The following is a 14054-nucleotide window of genomic DNA, read 5'->3' on the forward strand; positions in this document are numbered from 1 at the left end:
TAGCCAGCGGGGGCGCCCCATTGACGGTCGCGGTTCGCGTATCTAATCTCTGTCTTCATACGTGGATGGCGTCTACATAGGGAGATGGATCGAGTGAGCGGCGAAACGGATGCCGTGGTGCGCAGGCTGCGGGACGGGATGGCGGGCGGCGTGCTCTCCTTCCCGCTCACCTCCTTTCATGACGACGGCTCCCTCGCTCCCGACGGCTTCCGCACCCATGTCGCCGAGCGGATCGCCGCCGGCCCCGGCGCGGTCTTCCCCGCCTGCGGCACCGGCGAGTTCTTCTCGCTCGACGAGGACGAGTACCGACAGGTCGTCACCATCACCGTGGAGGAGGCGGCAGGCCGCCTCCCCGTCGTCGCCGGCGTCGGCTACGGCTGGGCACAGGCGGCCCGCTTCGCGCGCATCGCCGAGGAGGCCGGCGCCGACGCCCTCCTCGTCCTGCCGCACTACCTCGTCGCCGCCCCGCAGGACGGTCTGGTGGCCCAACTCGAACAGCTCGCCGCCCGCACCCGGCTCCCGCTCATCGCCTACCAGCGCGGCCAAGTCGCCTTCACGGCAGCCTCGTTGAAGCGGATCGCGGAGATCCCCGGCGTCATCGGCCTCAAGGACGGCCACAGCGACCTGGACCGCCTCCAACGCCTCACCCTCGCCGCCCCCGAGGGCTTCCTCTTCTTCAACGGCGCCGCCACCGCCGAGATCCAGGCCCGCGCCTACGCCACCGTCGGCGTCCCCGCCTACTCCTCCGCCGTGCACGCCTTCGCCCCCGAGATCGCGGGCGCCTTCTTCACCGCGCTGCGCGACGGCGACGACAAGACGGTCGAGAGACTGCTGCGCGAGTTCTACGTCCCGCTCGTCGAACTCCGCGACCGCGTACCCGGATACGCCGTGTCCCTCGTCAAGTCGGCGGCCCGGCTGCGCGGTTGCCCGGTGGGCCCCGTGCGCGCCCCGCTCACCGATCCCTCGGCCGCCGACCTCGCCGAGCTGACCGCCCTGCTCACCGCCGGACTCGACCTCGTAGGAGCCGCCCTGTGAACCTCACCATCACCGACATCCGCCTCACCCCGATCCTGGTCGCCGACCCGCCCCTGCTGAACACCCAGGGCGTCCACCAGCCCTACACCCCCCGCCTGATCGTGGAAGTGGTGACCGCCGACGGCGTCACCGGACTCGGCGAGACCTACGGCGACACCAAGTACCTCGAACTGGCCCGCCCCTACGCCGGCAAACTGATCGGCCGTCAAGTCAGCGACCTGAACGGCCTGTTCACCGTCGCAGACGAGGTCGCCGTCGACAGCTCCCGGGTCTCCGGACAGGTCGACGTCGGCGGACTGCGCGGCGTCCAGACCGCCGACAAACTGCGCCTGTCCGTCGTCTCCGCCTTCGAGGTCGCCTGCCTCGACGCTCTCGGCAAGGCACTCGGACTGCCCGTGCACGCGCTGCTCGGCGGCAAGGTGCGGGACGCGGTCGAGTACAGCGGCTACCTCTTCTACAAGTGGGCCGACCACCCCGAGGGCGTGGCCGCCGAGAGGGACGACTGGGGCGCCGCGATCGACCCGGCCGGAGTCGTCGAGCAGGCCCGCAAGTTCAAGGAGCGCTACGGCTTCACCTCCTTCAAGCTCAAGGGCGGCGTCTTCCCGCCCGACGAGGAGATCGCCGCCATCCGCGCGCTGGCCGCCGCCTTCCCCGACCACCCCCTGCGCCTCGACCCCAACGGCGCCTGGTCCGTGGAGACTTCACTCAAGGTCGCGAAGGAACTCGGCGACGTCCTCGAATACCTGGAGGACCCCGCCCTCGGCATCCCCGCCATGGCCGAGGTGTCCGCCGGCACCGACGTGCCGCTCGCCACCAACATGTGCGTGACGACCTTCGCCGAGATCAAGGAAGCCTTCACCAAGGACGCCGTACAAGTGGTCCTCTCCGACCACCACTACTGGGGCGGACTGCGCAACACCCAGCAACTCGCCGCCATCTGCCGCACGTTCGGCGTCGGCATCTCCATGCACTCCAACACCCACCTCGGCATCAGCCTCGCCGCGATGACCCACGTCGCCTCGACCGTCCCGAACCTCCACCACGCCTGCGACTCCCACTACCCCTGGCAGTCCGAGGACGTCCTCACCGAACGCCTCACCTTCACCGACGCCAAGGTCACCGTCTCCGACACCCCCGGCCTCGGCATCGAACTCGACCGCGCCAAGCTGGAGTTCCTGCACCAGCGGTGGCTCGACGACGACGGCTCCCTGCGCGAACGCGACGACGCGGCCGCGATGCGCGTCACCGACCCGGAGTGGGTCACGCCTTCCATGCCGCGCTGGTGAATCCGTAACTCCATGGCCTGAATCGGACACAAGCGGTCACGGTGCACTCGGTGTCGGCGCCGGGCGCGGCACGCTGCCGCAGCGCCCGGACCTGCGGCTCCCGCCACCGGCGCGAAGGGCGCCCCCGGAGCGGGAGTCGCCCTCGCGTGTGCGTGGTGGTGCACACTGGCCTGATCCGTATCACGTCAGGGAGCGCACCGTGACCGCGTCCAACGCGTCCACCGGAAAGGGACCGTCGTCCTGTCGGGCCGCCCAGGTCGACCCGCTGGCAGGCCTGCGCGCGGCGGACGACCCGCCCTGGGACGTGTACCTCACCGGCACCGTCTTCCTCGACATCATCTTCACCGGCCTCGAATCCGCCCCCGTCCGCGGCACCGAGTCCTGGGCCCGGGGGATGGGATCCAGCCCCGGCGGCGTCGCCAACATGGCGACCGCGCTGGCCCGCCTCGGACTGCGGACCTCCCTCGCCGCGGCCTTCGGGGACGACCACTACGGCGAGTACTGCTGGGACGCGCTGGAACAGGGCGAGGGCATCGACCTCTCCACCTCCCGCTCGGTACCCGGCTGGCACTCCCCGGTCACCGTCTCGATGGCGTACGAGGGCGAACGCACGATGGTCTCCCACGGCCACGAACCGCCCCCGGAGACCGTGTTCAGCGAAGGTGGCGCCCCGGCCTGCCCCCCACGCGCGCGTGCCGCCGTCGCCTCTCTCACCCCCGGCAAACAGGCCCCCTGGGTCGCCCAGGCCGCGAGCGAGGGCACCCGCATCTTCGCCGACGTCGGCTGGGACGACACGGGAGCCTGGGACCTCGCAGGCCTCGCCGACCTCGCCCACTGCGAGGCCTTCCTGCCGAACGCCGAGGAAGCCATGCGCTACACCGGCGCCGACTGCCCCCGCGCCGCCGCCCACGCGCTCACCGCCCACGTACCGCTCGCCGTCGTCACCCTCGGCGCGGACGGCGCCTACGCCGTCGACCGGCGCACCGGAGAATCCGCCGAGGTCCCGGCCATCGCCGTCGAGGCCCTCGACCCCACCGGCGCCGGCGACGTCTTCGTGGCCGGCTTCGTCACCGGCACCCTCGCCGGCTGGCCCCTCGCCGACCGCCTCGCCTTCGCCGGCCTCACCGCCGCCCTCTCCGTCCAGGAGTTCGGCGGCTCCCTCTCCGCCCCCGGCTGGTCCGAGATCGGCGCCTGGTGGCGCAAGGTCCAGTCGGTCGAGGGCCAGGACCCGACGGCCCTGAGCCGCTACGCGTTCCTGGCCGCCCTCGTACCGCCGGAGGACCAGGGCGACGCCGGCCACTGGCCACTGCGGCGGGCGGTTCCGACGATCGGGTTCGGCAGGTCCACGTAGGGCGGCCTGCGACGCAGCCCCCCTCGGTCCAGGAGTTCGGCGCCCTGCTCTCCGCGCCGGGCTGGTCCGAGATCGTTGCCTGGTGGCGGAAGGCCCGGTCGGTCGAGGACCAGGACCCCACGGCGGCGGTCCCGGCGATCGGGTTCGGCAGATCGCCCCAGAGCCTGTTGGCCGGCCTACGCCGCCGCCCGCTCCACCACACCGACGACCTCTTCCCGTACGGCCTCGAAGACCGCCTCCGGCAGCGTGCCGAGCGGTGTGAGCGCCAGCGCACCGAGCACCCGGCCCGCGTCCGCGTCATAGGGAACGGTCTCACTGACCACGTCGTAACCGTCACGCACAGCGACCCGCACCACGGACGCACCCGCCCCCACGGCAACCGCGACCACGAACGGAACCTCCCCGCGCAGCTCACCCGTCAGCTTGCGATAACCGCTCGCCACCGGCTCCCGCCAGCGCAGCCCCAGCAGCAGCGGCCGCTTCGCCAGCAACTCGGTGAGATCGGTCTCGACCGGCCCCTCCGGCTCCAGCACCACCGCGCGGGCGTCCAGCACCAGCGCGGCCGGCAGCAGACAGCGCAACGTGCTGCCGACTATGTTCCCGCCGACCGTCGCCGTCCGGCGCACCGCACCGGTGCCCACCCCGCCCGCCGCCCGCCGCAGCACCTCCGGCACCCGCGCGTCGATCTCGTGCAGCAGTACGGCCGCGCCCAGCGTCCCGCCCCCGATCGCCCGCGCCTCGGGCACCTCCCGCAGCGACACCGCCTGCTCGGGGAACCCGTCCCGTTGCCAGGAGGCCCACACAAGCGTCGCCCCGCCGACGGGCACCGCCCCCTCGGCCAGACACTCCTGCGCTTCGGACACGGACGTGGGCAGACGCACGAACACAGCGGCCGACCTGCTTTCCCTGCATGGCTCACCTGACGGACACAGCGCATTGTCCGTACAAACGAGGGGGCGCGAACAGGGCTCACAGCGTCACCCTGTGCGCTCTCCCTGCGCTGGGCACGCCCCGCGTTTCGTGGCCCGACGGTCACCGAAAAGCCCTACGGCGTTGTCAGTGGCCCGGCGTACCCTGGGATCACCAGGCTGCCCTTGTGGCGGGCGAGCCGTATCGAGGAGGACGAGCAAGGCCTACAGAGCCGGCCCATGACTCAGACACCCACAGCTCACACCCCCGCGCGGGAGCAGGCGAGAGCAGAGTTCACCGTCCCCGACCAGCACCCCATGGTGTCCCTCCTCGGATCCGGCGACGCCCTCCTGCGCGTGATCGAGAAGGCCTTCCCGGCGGCCGACATCCACGTCCGGGGCAATGAGATCAGCGCGGCCGGCGATGCCCGTGAAGTCGCCCTCGTCCAGCGCCTGTTCGACGAGATGATGCTGGTGCTCCGCACCGGGCAGCCGATGACGGAGGACGCAGTGGAACGCTCGATCGCCATGCTCAGGGCGAGCGAGAACGGGGATGGCCCGGAGGAGACACCCGCCGAGGTGCTCACCCAGAACATCCTGTCCTCGCGAGGCCGCACGATCCGCCCCAAGACCCTCAACCAGAAGCGGTACGTCGACGCGATCGACAAGCACACGATCGTCTTCGGCATCGGCCCCGCCGGCACCGGCAAGACCTACCTCGCCATGGCCAAGGCGGTCCAGGCCCTCCAGGCCAAGCAGGTCAGTCGCATCATCCTGACCCGCCCGGCCGTCGAGGCGGGCGAGCGGCTGGGCTTCCTCCCCGGCACCCTGTACGAAAAGATCGACCCGTACCTGCGCCCCCTGTACGACGCCCTGCACGACATGCTCGACCCGGAGTCGATCCCGAAGCTGATGGCGGCGGGGACGATCGAGGTGGCGCCGCTGGCGTATATGCGCGGCCGGACCTTGAACGACGCCTTCATCATCCTGGACGAAGCCCAGAACACCAGCCCCGAGCAGATGAAGATGTTCCTCACCCGGCTCGGGTTCGAGTCCAAGATCGTGATCACCGGTGATGTGACGCAGGTCGACCTGCCGAGCGGGACGAAGTCGGGGCTCCGGCAGGTGCAGGACATTCTGGAGGGGCTCGACGACGTGCACTTCTCCCGCCTGTCGTCGCAGGACGTCGTACGGCACAAGCTGGTCGGCCGTATCGTCGACGCGTACGAGAAGTACGACAGCGAGCACGGTACGGAGAACGGCACCCACAAGGGTGCCCGTGACAAGCGGAAGTAGATCAGCGCGACCATGTCGATCGACGTCAACAACGAGTCCGGAACCGAGGTCGACGAGCAGGCGATCCTCGACATCGCCCGCTACGCGCTCGCGCGGATGCGCATCCACCCGCTCTCCGAGCTCTCGGTGATCGTCGTGGACGCCGACGCCATGGAGCAGCTTCACATCCAGTGGATGGATCTGTCCGGGCCGACCGATGTCATGTCCTTCCCGATGGACGAGCTGCGTCCGCCGAGCAAGGACGACGAGGAGCCGCCGCAGGGGCTGCTCGGTGACATCGTGCTGTGCCCGGAGGTCGCCGCGAAGCAGGGGGCCGAGGCCGAGACGCAGCACACCATGGACGAGGAGCTTCAACTGCTCACCGTCCACGGTGTGTTGCACCTGCTGGGCTACGACCACGAGGAGCCCGACGAGAAGGCCGAGATGTTCGGTCTGCAGGCGGCCATCGTGGACGGCTGGCGGGCGGAGAAGGGCCACGACGGCCCCTCCCCGGCGCCGACCGTCTCATAAGAGTCGGCAGAGTCCGCCTGATGAGTCCTCAGATCGTTCTTGGTGCCATCGCCCTTGTCGTGGTCGCCTGGCTCGCCGCCTGCGCGGAGGCGGGTCTCGCGCGCGTCTCCAGTTTCCGGGCCGAGGAGGCAGTACGGTCCGGTCGGCGCGGCAGCGCCAAGCTCGCGCAGGTCGCCGCCGACCCGACCCGCTATCTCAATGTGGCGCTGCTGGTCAGGGTCGTCTGCGAGATGGCCGCCGCCGCGCTGGTCACCTACGAGTGTCTGCACGTGATCCACGGGACAGCGCCCGCTCTCCTCGCCGCGATCGGCGTCATGGTCCTGGTGTCGTACGTCGCGGTCGGGGTCTCCCCGCGCACCATCGGGCGTCAGCATCCGCTGAACACGGCCACGGCGGCGGCCTACATCCTGGTGCCGCTGGCGCGGATCATGGGGCCGATCCCGTATCTGCTGATCCTCATCGGCAACGCGCTCACGCCCGGCAAGGGTTTCCGGCGCGGTCCGTTCGCGTCCGAGGCCGAGTTGCGGGCGCTGGTGGATCTCGCCGAGAAGGAGTCGCTGATCGAGGACGAGGAGCGCCGGATGGTGCACTCGGTCTTCGAGCTGGGTGACACCCTCGTCCGTGAGGTGATGGTGCCGAGGACGGATCTCGTCGTCATCGAGCGGTACAAGACGATCCGTCAGGCCCTCACGCTCGCGCTGCGCTCCGGTTTCTCGCGGATCCCGGTGACGGGGGAGAGCGAGGACGACATCGTCGGGATCGTGTATCTGAAGGACCTGGTCCGCAAGACGCACATCAGCCGGGACGCCGAGTCGGAGCTGGTGTCGACGGCGATGCGCCCGGCGTCCTTCGTGCCGGACACCAAGAACGCCGGTGATCTGCTGCGGGAGATGCAGCAGGAGCGCAATCACGTCGCGGTGGTCATCGACGAGTACGGCGGCACGGCCGGCATCGTCACCATCGAGGACATCCTCGAGGAGATCGTCGGTGAGATCACCGACGAGTACGACCGTGAACTCCCGCCGGTGGAGGAGCTGGGCGACGACCGCTACCGGGTCACGGCCCGCCTGGACATCGGTGACCTGGGGGAGTTGTACGGCTTCGAGGCGTACGACGACGAGGACGTGGAGACGGTGGGCGGGCTGTTGGCGAAGGCGCTGGGCCGGGTCCCCATCGCCGGTGCGTCGTCGGTCGTGGAACTGCCCGACGGGCGTGAGCTGCGGCTGACGGCGGAGGCCTCGGCCGGTCGCCGGAACAAGATCGTGACGGTGCTGGTGGAGCCGGTGGGCCCGGGCGGTCCGCCGGAGGAGGAGACGAAGCCGGAGTGAGGCCCCAGGAGTTGCGCGCCTTCTGCCTGTCGTTCAACGCGGTGGTGGAGGACTTCCCGTTCAATCCGGAGACGTCCGTCTTCAAGGTGCTGGGCAAGCTCTTCGCCCTGACGAACCTGGAGGCACGTCCCCTCACGGTCAACCTCAAGTGCGACCCGGAGGACGCGATCCGGCTCCGCGAGGAGCACGAGGGGTTGATCATCCCCGGGTATCACATGAACAAGCGGCACTGGAACACGGTGACGGTGGACGGGGATCTTCCGGACCGGCTGGTGCGGGAACTGATCGAGGACTCCTACGACTTGGTGGTGGCGGGGCTGCCGCGCGCGGAGCGGCTGAGGCTGGACCGGCCGTGAGCGGTGTGCGATATCCGCGTCCGCTGCGCCCCGGTGACCGGGTCGGTGTCACCGCACCCTCCAGCGGGGTCCCGGATGTGCTGCGTGAGCGGCTCGACGTGGCGATCCGGGCCGTCGAGGCGCGTGGGTACGAGGTGGTCGTCGGCCGGTGCATGGACGGTGCGGGTCATCTCAGCGCCCCCGCCGCCGAGCGGGCCGCCGAACTGACCGCGATGCTGACCGACCCGGCGATCCGGGCCGTGGTGCCGCCGTGGGGCGGTGAGACCGCCATCGACCTGCTGCCGTTGCTCGACTTCGAGCGGATCGGGCGGGCCGAGCCGACCTGGCTGGTCGGTTACTCGGACATGTCGACCCTGCTGACACCGCTGACCCTGCTCACCGGTACCGCGACCGTGCACGGCAACTGCCTTATGGAGACGCCTTATCGGGCACCCGAGGGGCTGCTGTCCTGGCTGGACGTCGTCGCGGCGCCGCTGGGCGAGCCGTTCACGCAGACCCCGCCGGGCCGTCATCGGAGCCCGGGCCGGGACGACTTCGTGAGTCATCCGGAGGTCCGGGACCTCACCCTGGACGTCCCGGGGCGCTGGACGCGGCTCGACGGCGACGGTGACGTCGACATCGAGGGGCGGCTGATCGGCGGCTGTATCGAGACGCTGGCCAATCTCGCCGGGACGCGGTACCTGGATGCCGCGTCCTTCGCGCGGAGTTCGGCTCCCGAGGGGCTGCTCGTGTACGTCGAGGCCTGTGAGGACAACGCGTTCACCATCTGCCGGAACCTGCACGGCATGCGGCTGGCCGGGTTCTTCGACGCGGCGAACGCCGTGCTCGTCGGCCGCACCCACGCACCCGACAGCCCCACGCTCACCCAGCGCGAGGCCGTCATGGACGCGCTCGGCCCGCTGGGCGTGCCGGTGATCGCGGATATCGAGTGCGGTCATGTCGCGCCGTATCTGCCGCTGGTGAACGGAGCGCGCGGCCGGGTCGTCCACACGGCCGCGCGCTCCGAGGTCGTCCAGACCCTGGACTGACATCTCATACGGTGGCCGCGGTGTCGGCTCGGTCGGCCGTCCGGGTCCGGTCCTTCCCGAGCCCTACGGCCACCAGCACCGCCGCCCCCAGCACGATCGCCGCGTCGATGCCCACGACCGTGTGGACCCCCGAGACCAGGTCGCCCGAGGTGGTGGCGAGGACGCCCAGGAGCGGGATGCCGATGGTGAGGCCGACCTGCTGGGTGGAGGTGACGAGGCCGGTGGCCAGGCCCTGTTGGTCGTCGGGGACGCCGGAGGTGACGGTCAGGCCGTAGGAGATGATCGCGCCCAGGTGGCACATGCTGGCCAGGGAGACGGCGGCCGTGGCGAGCCAGACCGACCAGGTGTGGGCGTTGAGGCCCAACAGGGCGGCGATGAAGGCGGATTGGCCGACGAGTGAGGCGATCAGGGTGCGGCGGGCGCCGATGCGGCCGATGACCTTCGGGGCGTAGACACCCGCGACCGCCGAGAGGACGCCCTGGACGCCGAAGACCAGGCCCGTCTCGAAGGACGACAGGTGCAGGACCTCCTGGAGGTACAGGGTCAGGACGAAGACGATCGTCGACATCATCGAGAAGGTGACCAGGCCGCCGAGGTTGCCCCAGGCCACCGTGCGGCGGCGCAGCATGGGGAGGGAGACCAGGGGCTGGGCGGTGCGGGACTCGATGGCGGTGAAGGCCGTGAGGAGCAGGACGCCGGTGATCAGGGTGACGATGACGTCGGCGCGGGCGAAGCCGTGGTCGGCGGCCGTCGAGAGGGCGTAGATCAGGGAGAGCAGGCCGCCGGTGACCGTGATCGCGCCGGGGATGTCCAGGCGGGGGCGGTCCGGGGTGCGGGACTCGGGGAGCAGGGCGGGGGCAAGGGGCAGGACCAGTACGGCGAACAGGGTGAGCAGGGCCATCGTGGAGCGCCAGCCGAACGCGTCGGTCAGTACGCCGCCGGCCACCATGCCGACCGTGAAGCCGAGGGAGAGCAGGGTGCCGGAGATGCCGAGCGCGCGGTCGCGGGCCGGGCCCTCGGGGAAGGTGGTGGTGAGGAGGGACATGCCGGTGGGGACGATGGCGGCGGCGCCGAGACCTTGCAGTGCGCGGCCGGTCAGGAAGGACGCCGGGTCCCAGGCGAAGGTGGCGAGGAGCGAGGCCGCGCCGAACAGGGCCAGGCCGGTGAGGAACAGCCGGCGGCGGCCGTAGAGGTCGCCGATGCGGCCGAACAGGAGCAGGAAGCCGCCGGACGGCAGCGCGAACGCGGTGACCGCCCACTGCAGGGCCGACTGGCTCATGCCCAGGTCGCTGCCGAGGGTGGGCAGGGCCACGTTCAGGACGGAGAAGTCCAGGGCGACCATGAACTGGGCCGCGCAGAGGACGAAGAGGACGAGTTTGTCGCGGGTCGACAGCTTGGGGTCGCTGTGCGGTGCGAGTGGTTCGTGGACGGTGGGAGTTGTCGTGTCGGTCGCCATGGGAAGAGCTTCCGGCCGTCGGAATAGGCGTGGGGAGCCGGAAGTTGTGCTGGTGGTGGCACCACCAGGCAGTGACGGACAGCGGCAGGATCCAGGGGAGGGGTGCGTGACTGAGGACGCCCTGAAGAGTCGTCGGCTGAGTGAACTGCGGGAGTTCCTGATGAGCCGGCGGGCCCGGGTCTCCCCGACCGAGGCGGGTCTGCCGGACGGCGGGGCGCGACGTCGTACGCCGGGACTGCGGCGCGAGGAGGTCGCCGTGCTCGCCGGGGTGGGCGCCTCCTGGTACCAGTGGCTGGAGCAGGGGCGGGACATCTCGGTGTCGCCGCAGGTCCTCGACTCCGTCGCGCGGGTGCTGCGGCTCAGCAACGCCGAGCGGCGGCACCTGTACGCGCTGGCCGGGCTGAACCCGCCCGCGCCCGAGCCCGCCGCCGATCACGGCTGTGAGGGCATACGGCGGCTGATCGACGCCTGGATGCCGTTCCCGGCGCACATCATGGACCGGTACTACAACTGCGTGATGTACAACGACGCGGCCGGGTGGGTGCTGGGCATGCGGCCGGAGAACACGCAGAACTGTCTCGTCGACTTCTTCACCGATCCGCTCTACCGTGCCCGTTCGCAGAGTTGGGAGCGGAACGCGCGTACGGTCGTCGCGCAGTTCCGGGCGATGTGCGCGGACAGTCCCGACGACGAGGGGCTGCGCGCGGTGCTGGCCGAACTCACCGCTGTGAGCCCGGAGTTCACCGAGCTGTGGGAGCGGCGGGACATCCTGGACGCGGGGGTGATCCGCAAGGAGCTGGATCATCCGCTGGTGGGTCTGCTGTGTGTCGAGTCGACGGCGTTGAAGGTGCCGGCGCGGTCGGATCTCACGATCGTGCTGCACACGCCGTTGGAGGAGGCGAACACGGTGGCGAAGCTGGAGTGGCTGGCTTCGCCGGAGGGGCGGCGGGGTGCGATGTACCCCGTGGCGGGATGAGGGCCCTGGTCCTTCGTATGCTCTGCTCATGACCGAGACCAGCGCGCTTGACCCCGAGGACCGCAAGATCGTCACCCTGGCCCGTTCCGCGCGGGCCCGCAACGGTGTGCCCGAGGGGGCGGCCGTACGCGACGAGACGGGGCGGACGTATGTCGCCGGGACGGTCGACCTTCCGTCGCTGAGGCTGAGCGCGTTGCGGACGGCGGTGGCGATGGCGGTGGCGTCCGGTGCGAAGTCCTTGGAGGCGGCGGCGGTCGTGACGGAGGCGGATTCCGTGTCGGCGGATGACCGGGCGGCTGTCCGGGATCTCGGTGGGCCACAGACGCCGGTGCACGTGGCTTCGCCGGACGGGACTGTCCGCCTGACGGTCGCTGCCGGCTAACGGGCACGGGTGACCGGAAGTCACCCGTCCAGATTTCGCCCTTGCTCTCCCCCGTCTCCCGCGCATCAATGGAACCGTAAGTTCCGACGGACCGTCAGATTCTCGCTCGCGTGACGCACCGCACCGCGTCCGTGAGGCGTGACACGGGAAGGGAACCAGATCCATGAAAGGCAAGCTGAGAAGCAAGCGAATCGGAACGGGTGCGGCACTGGTGACGGGGGTCCTCGCGGCCACCTCGCTGGCGTTCGCGCCCAGTGCGCTCGCCGTCACTCCCCAGACGGCGACGATCACCGCGAGCTGCGGGATCTTCGGCGGCGGTGACGCCACCATCACGGCCACGCAGGACGGAACGGCGGCCACGGTCACCGTGACCTCGTCCATCACCGCGCCGCTGGCCCTGTCGCAGGACTCCATCGCCTCCACCTTCACGTTCGAGAACGCGAGCGGTGGCACCACCGTGTTCACCGGTACGAAGAACCCGGCCATGGCGACCGGCGACGCCGTCACCGTCGGTCCCCTCGACGGCACCGTGGCCTCCGGTGACAGCCTGGAGGCGTACGGCGGGTCGCTGCAGATGACCATCTTCGGGATCGCGGTCACCTGCACGGCGACCGGACCGCAGTCACCGGGTCCGTTCGTGTTCGACTGAGAATTCCCCCCACGGCTTCAACTGGGCCGTCAGTTCCCGCCGTTGGGCAGGAACTGACGGCCCATCAGTTAGTTTCACCGTGTCCATTGACTTCTCACGCGATCCCCACATCAATGCCCCCTGTGGGCGCGGACGAGCCGCTGTGCCCACCGTCCTCAGGAGGGGGCTCAGCCATGGCTACGACATCCCGAAGACGCCGATGGGCGTCGTTGCTCGGGGTGACCGCGCTCGCGGTCGCCACGGGCGGTGCGCTGGCCTGTCCGGCCGGCGCGTCCACGAACGTGGACTTCGCCACGCACTGCATCCCGCCGGCGGTCGCGGGCATCCCGCCGATCGACGGCACCACGACCGCCGCGATCACGGTGGACAACACCGCGCCCAAGGTGGGCGACACCGTCACCGTGACGTACACGGTGGTCAAGCCGGCCGCCAGCAACCCGACCGCGATCGCCCTGCCGGCGGACATCATGACGCCGACCGGGAAGATCACCCTCGGCGGTGCCCAGACCGGCAGTGTCACGGTGGCCGGGCCCAAGAAGAACGACCCGGTGCCGGGCAACGGCGCCTTCCCGTCCTTCTCCATGACCGGCACCTTCACGGTCACCACCCCCGGCGCGATCACCCTCTCGCCGGGCGACTACAACATCCACACCAGCTACATCCTGGAACTGGACACCCCCTGCACGGTGACGAACCCGCCGGCCCCGGTCTCCGAGACCGTCACCGCCACCTCCACCGTTCCGGTCAACACCCGTGCGATCAGCCTGGGTTCGGCCTCCGGCAACGCCGGTGACAGCGTCACCGTGACCGGCAGCAACTTCACCCCGGGTGCCACCGTGACCCTGGCCGGGCGGTCGGGGACCGCGCAGACCGCGGACACGGCGACCGTCACGGCCAGTGCCAGTGGCACCATCAGCGGCTCGCTCGTCGTCAGCGACAAGACGACGACCGGGATCGTGGCCTACGAGGGCAGCGCGTGGAGTGCTGATCTGGGTGCCGGGCCTGCCGCCTATGTCGTCAACGACACCACGCCCGTTCCGCCGGGGAGTCAGAAGCTGACGACCACCGTCAAGGCGGGCACGCTGTCGATGGCGCAGGCCGGGGACGCCGTAGGCCTCTCCGCGGTCGACTTCGGCAAGGGCGGTGCCTCCACGGGCGCCCTGAACACGGTGACGGTCCAGGACTTCCGCGGCGGACCCGCGGGTTGGTCCCTGACCGGCAAGGTCACCGACTTCACCGGTCCCGGCGCCAAGATCGGCTCAGGGGCGCTGAGTTGGACTCCCGCCTGCGCCACCAAGGCGGGCAGCCCGAGCACCTGTGTCGCCGGTTCGCCGGGCACGGTGGGCAGTTCGGGGGCGACGCTCGCGTCCACCCCTGACGGCACGCTCACCGGCGGCGAGTTCACCGTCGACGCCGGACTCTCCCTGAACGTACCGGCGTTCACGCCTCCGGGCTCGTACTCCGGCGTTCTGACGCTCACGCTCACCTGACCG

The 14054-nt window shown here is 70.5% G+C and carries 14 protein-coding genes; 12 read left to right on the forward strand and 2 right to left on the reverse strand.

What is annotated here, in order from left to right:
* Positions 1-84: 84 nt before the first annotated feature.
* The 3 genes from AB0M63_RS20870 (at position 85) to AB0M63_RS20880 (ending at position 3672) form a co-directional block, all read left to right on the forward strand.
* Entirely contained in the window at positions 85-1035 is a 951-nt protein-coding gene (locus AB0M63_RS20870; RefSeq protein WP_366020414.1) for a 5-dehydro-4-deoxyglucarate dehydratase, read from the forward strand.
* Complete coding sequence (locus AB0M63_RS20875; RefSeq protein ID WP_366020415.1) at positions 1032-2321, forward strand: glucarate dehydratase family protein; 1290 nt, start codon at positions 1032-1034, stop codon at positions 2319-2321. Before AB0M63_RS20870 ends, AB0M63_RS20875 begins: the two co-directional genes overlap by 4 nt.
* Positions 2322-2520: 199 nt before the next feature.
* Positions 2521-3672, forward strand: a complete 1152-nt coding sequence (locus tag AB0M63_RS20880; protein ID WP_355923466.1) for a PfkB family carbohydrate kinase — start codon at positions 2521-2523, stop codon at positions 3670-3672.
* A 176-nt stretch (positions 3673-3848) separates the two neighbouring features.
* On the opposite strand, the gene AB0M63_RS20885 is transcribed toward AB0M63_RS20880, so the two are convergent.
* Positions 3849-4559, reverse strand: a complete 711-nt coding sequence (locus AB0M63_RS20885; RefSeq protein ID WP_366020416.1) for an FAD binding domain-containing protein — start codon at positions 4557-4559, stop codon at positions 3849-3851.
* Positions 4560-4820: 261 nt separating this feature from the next.
* Between AB0M63_RS20885 and AB0M63_RS20890 the strand changes: the two genes are divergently transcribed.
* From AB0M63_RS20890 to AB0M63_RS20910, 5 genes are read left to right on the forward strand one after another with little or no spacing between them, the layout of a single operon-like run.
* Positions 4821-5876, forward strand: a complete 1056-nt coding sequence (locus AB0M63_RS20890) for a PhoH family protein (protein ID WP_355923462.1) — start codon at positions 4821-4823, stop codon at positions 5874-5876.
* A 12-nt stretch (positions 5877-5888) separates the two neighbouring features.
* Complete coding sequence (gene ybeY / locus AB0M63_RS20895) at positions 5889-6386, forward strand: rRNA maturation RNase YbeY (protein ID WP_355923460.1); 498 nt, start codon at positions 5889-5891, stop codon at positions 6384-6386.
* 20 nt (positions 6387-6406) lie between these two features.
* Positions 6407-7714 carry a hemolysin family protein gene (locus AB0M63_RS20900; RefSeq protein WP_355923458.1) on the forward strand — a complete coding sequence of 436 codons (1308 nt, stop codon included), beginning with the start codon at positions 6407-6409 and terminating at the stop codon, positions 7712-7714.
* Positions 7711-8070, forward strand: coding sequence for an MmcQ/YjbR family DNA-binding protein (locus AB0M63_RS20905; protein WP_355923456.1), 360 nt, complete (start codon positions 7711-7713; stop codon positions 8068-8070). Before AB0M63_RS20900 ends, AB0M63_RS20905 begins: the two co-directional genes overlap by 4 nt.
* Before the next feature lie 23 nt (positions 8071-8093).
* Positions 8094-9098: a S66 peptidase family protein gene (locus tag AB0M63_RS20910; protein ID WP_366020696.1), complete on the forward strand. Its 1005-nt coding sequence runs from the start codon at positions 8094-8096 to the stop codon at positions 9096-9098.
* Between the two features lie 4 nt (positions 9099-9102).
* On the opposite strand, the gene AB0M63_RS20915 is transcribed toward AB0M63_RS20910, so the two are convergent.
* Complete coding sequence (locus AB0M63_RS20915) at positions 9103-10554, reverse strand: MFS transporter (protein WP_355923454.1); 1452 nt, start codon at positions 10552-10554, stop codon at positions 9103-9105.
* Positions 10555-10714: 160 nt separating this feature from the next.
* Here AB0M63_RS20915 and AB0M63_RS20920 point away from each other — a divergent pair, with 160 nt between their 5' ends.
* From AB0M63_RS20920 to AB0M63_RS20935, 4 genes are all read left to right on the forward strand, one after another.
* Positions 10715-11530, forward strand: a complete 816-nt coding sequence (locus AB0M63_RS20920) for a helix-turn-helix transcriptional regulator (RefSeq protein WP_355923494.1) — start codon at positions 10715-10717, stop codon at positions 11528-11530.
* A gap of 28 nt (positions 11531-11558) precedes the next feature.
* Complete coding sequence (locus tag AB0M63_RS20925; protein WP_355923452.1) at positions 11559-11912, forward strand: cytidine deaminase; 354 nt, start codon at positions 11559-11561, stop codon at positions 11910-11912.
* 163 nt (positions 11913-12075) lie between these two features.
* Positions 12076-12561 carry a hypothetical protein gene (locus AB0M63_RS20930; RefSeq protein WP_355923450.1) on the forward strand — a complete coding sequence of 162 codons (486 nt, stop codon included), beginning with the start codon at positions 12076-12078 and terminating at the stop codon, positions 12559-12561.
* Between the two features lie 173 nt (positions 12562-12734).
* On the forward strand, positions 12735-14051 hold the full coding sequence (locus AB0M63_RS20935) for a beta-xylosidase (RefSeq protein ID WP_366020417.1): 1317 nt from the start codon (positions 12735-12737) through the stop codon (positions 14049-14051).
* Positions 14052-14054 lie beyond the last annotated feature (3 nt).

Origin of the sequence: Streptomyces sp. NPDC051576, assembly GCF_040681835.1 — a bacterium.
GTDB lineage: Bacteria > Actinomycetota > Actinomycetes > Streptomycetales > Streptomycetaceae > Streptomyces.

Coding starts and splice junctions, on each gene's coding strand:
- AB0M63_RS20890 (WP_355923462.1), top strand. CDS start 4,821: ATGACTCAGACACCCACAGCTCACACCCCCGCGCGGGAGCAGGCGAGA.
- AB0M63_RS20915 (WP_355923454.1), bottom strand. CDS start 10,554: ATGGCGACCGACACGACAACTCCCACCGTCCACGAACCACTCGCACCG.
- AB0M63_RS20870 (WP_366020414.1), top strand. CDS start 85: ATGGATCGAGTGAGCGGCGAAACGGATGCCGTGGTGCGCAGGCTGCGG.
- AB0M63_RS20935 (WP_366020417.1), top strand. CDS start 12,735: ATGGCTACGACATCCCGAAGACGCCGATGGGCGTCGTTGCTCGGGGTG.
- AB0M63_RS20920 (WP_355923494.1), top strand. CDS start 10,715: ATGAGCCGGCGGGCCCGGGTCTCCCCGACCGAGGCGGGTCTGCCGGAC.
- AB0M63_RS20900 (WP_355923458.1), top strand. CDS start 6,407: ATGAGTCCTCAGATCGTTCTTGGTGCCATCGCCCTTGTCGTGGTCGCC.
- AB0M63_RS20930 (WP_355923450.1), top strand. CDS start 12,076: ATGAAAGGCAAGCTGAGAAGCAAGCGAATCGGAACGGGTGCGGCACTG.
- AB0M63_RS20925 (WP_355923452.1), top strand. CDS start 11,559: ATGACCGAGACCAGCGCGCTTGACCCCGAGGACCGCAAGATCGTCACC.
- ybeY (WP_355923460.1), top strand. CDS start 5,889: ATGTCGATCGACGTCAACAACGAGTCCGGAACCGAGGTCGACGAGCAG.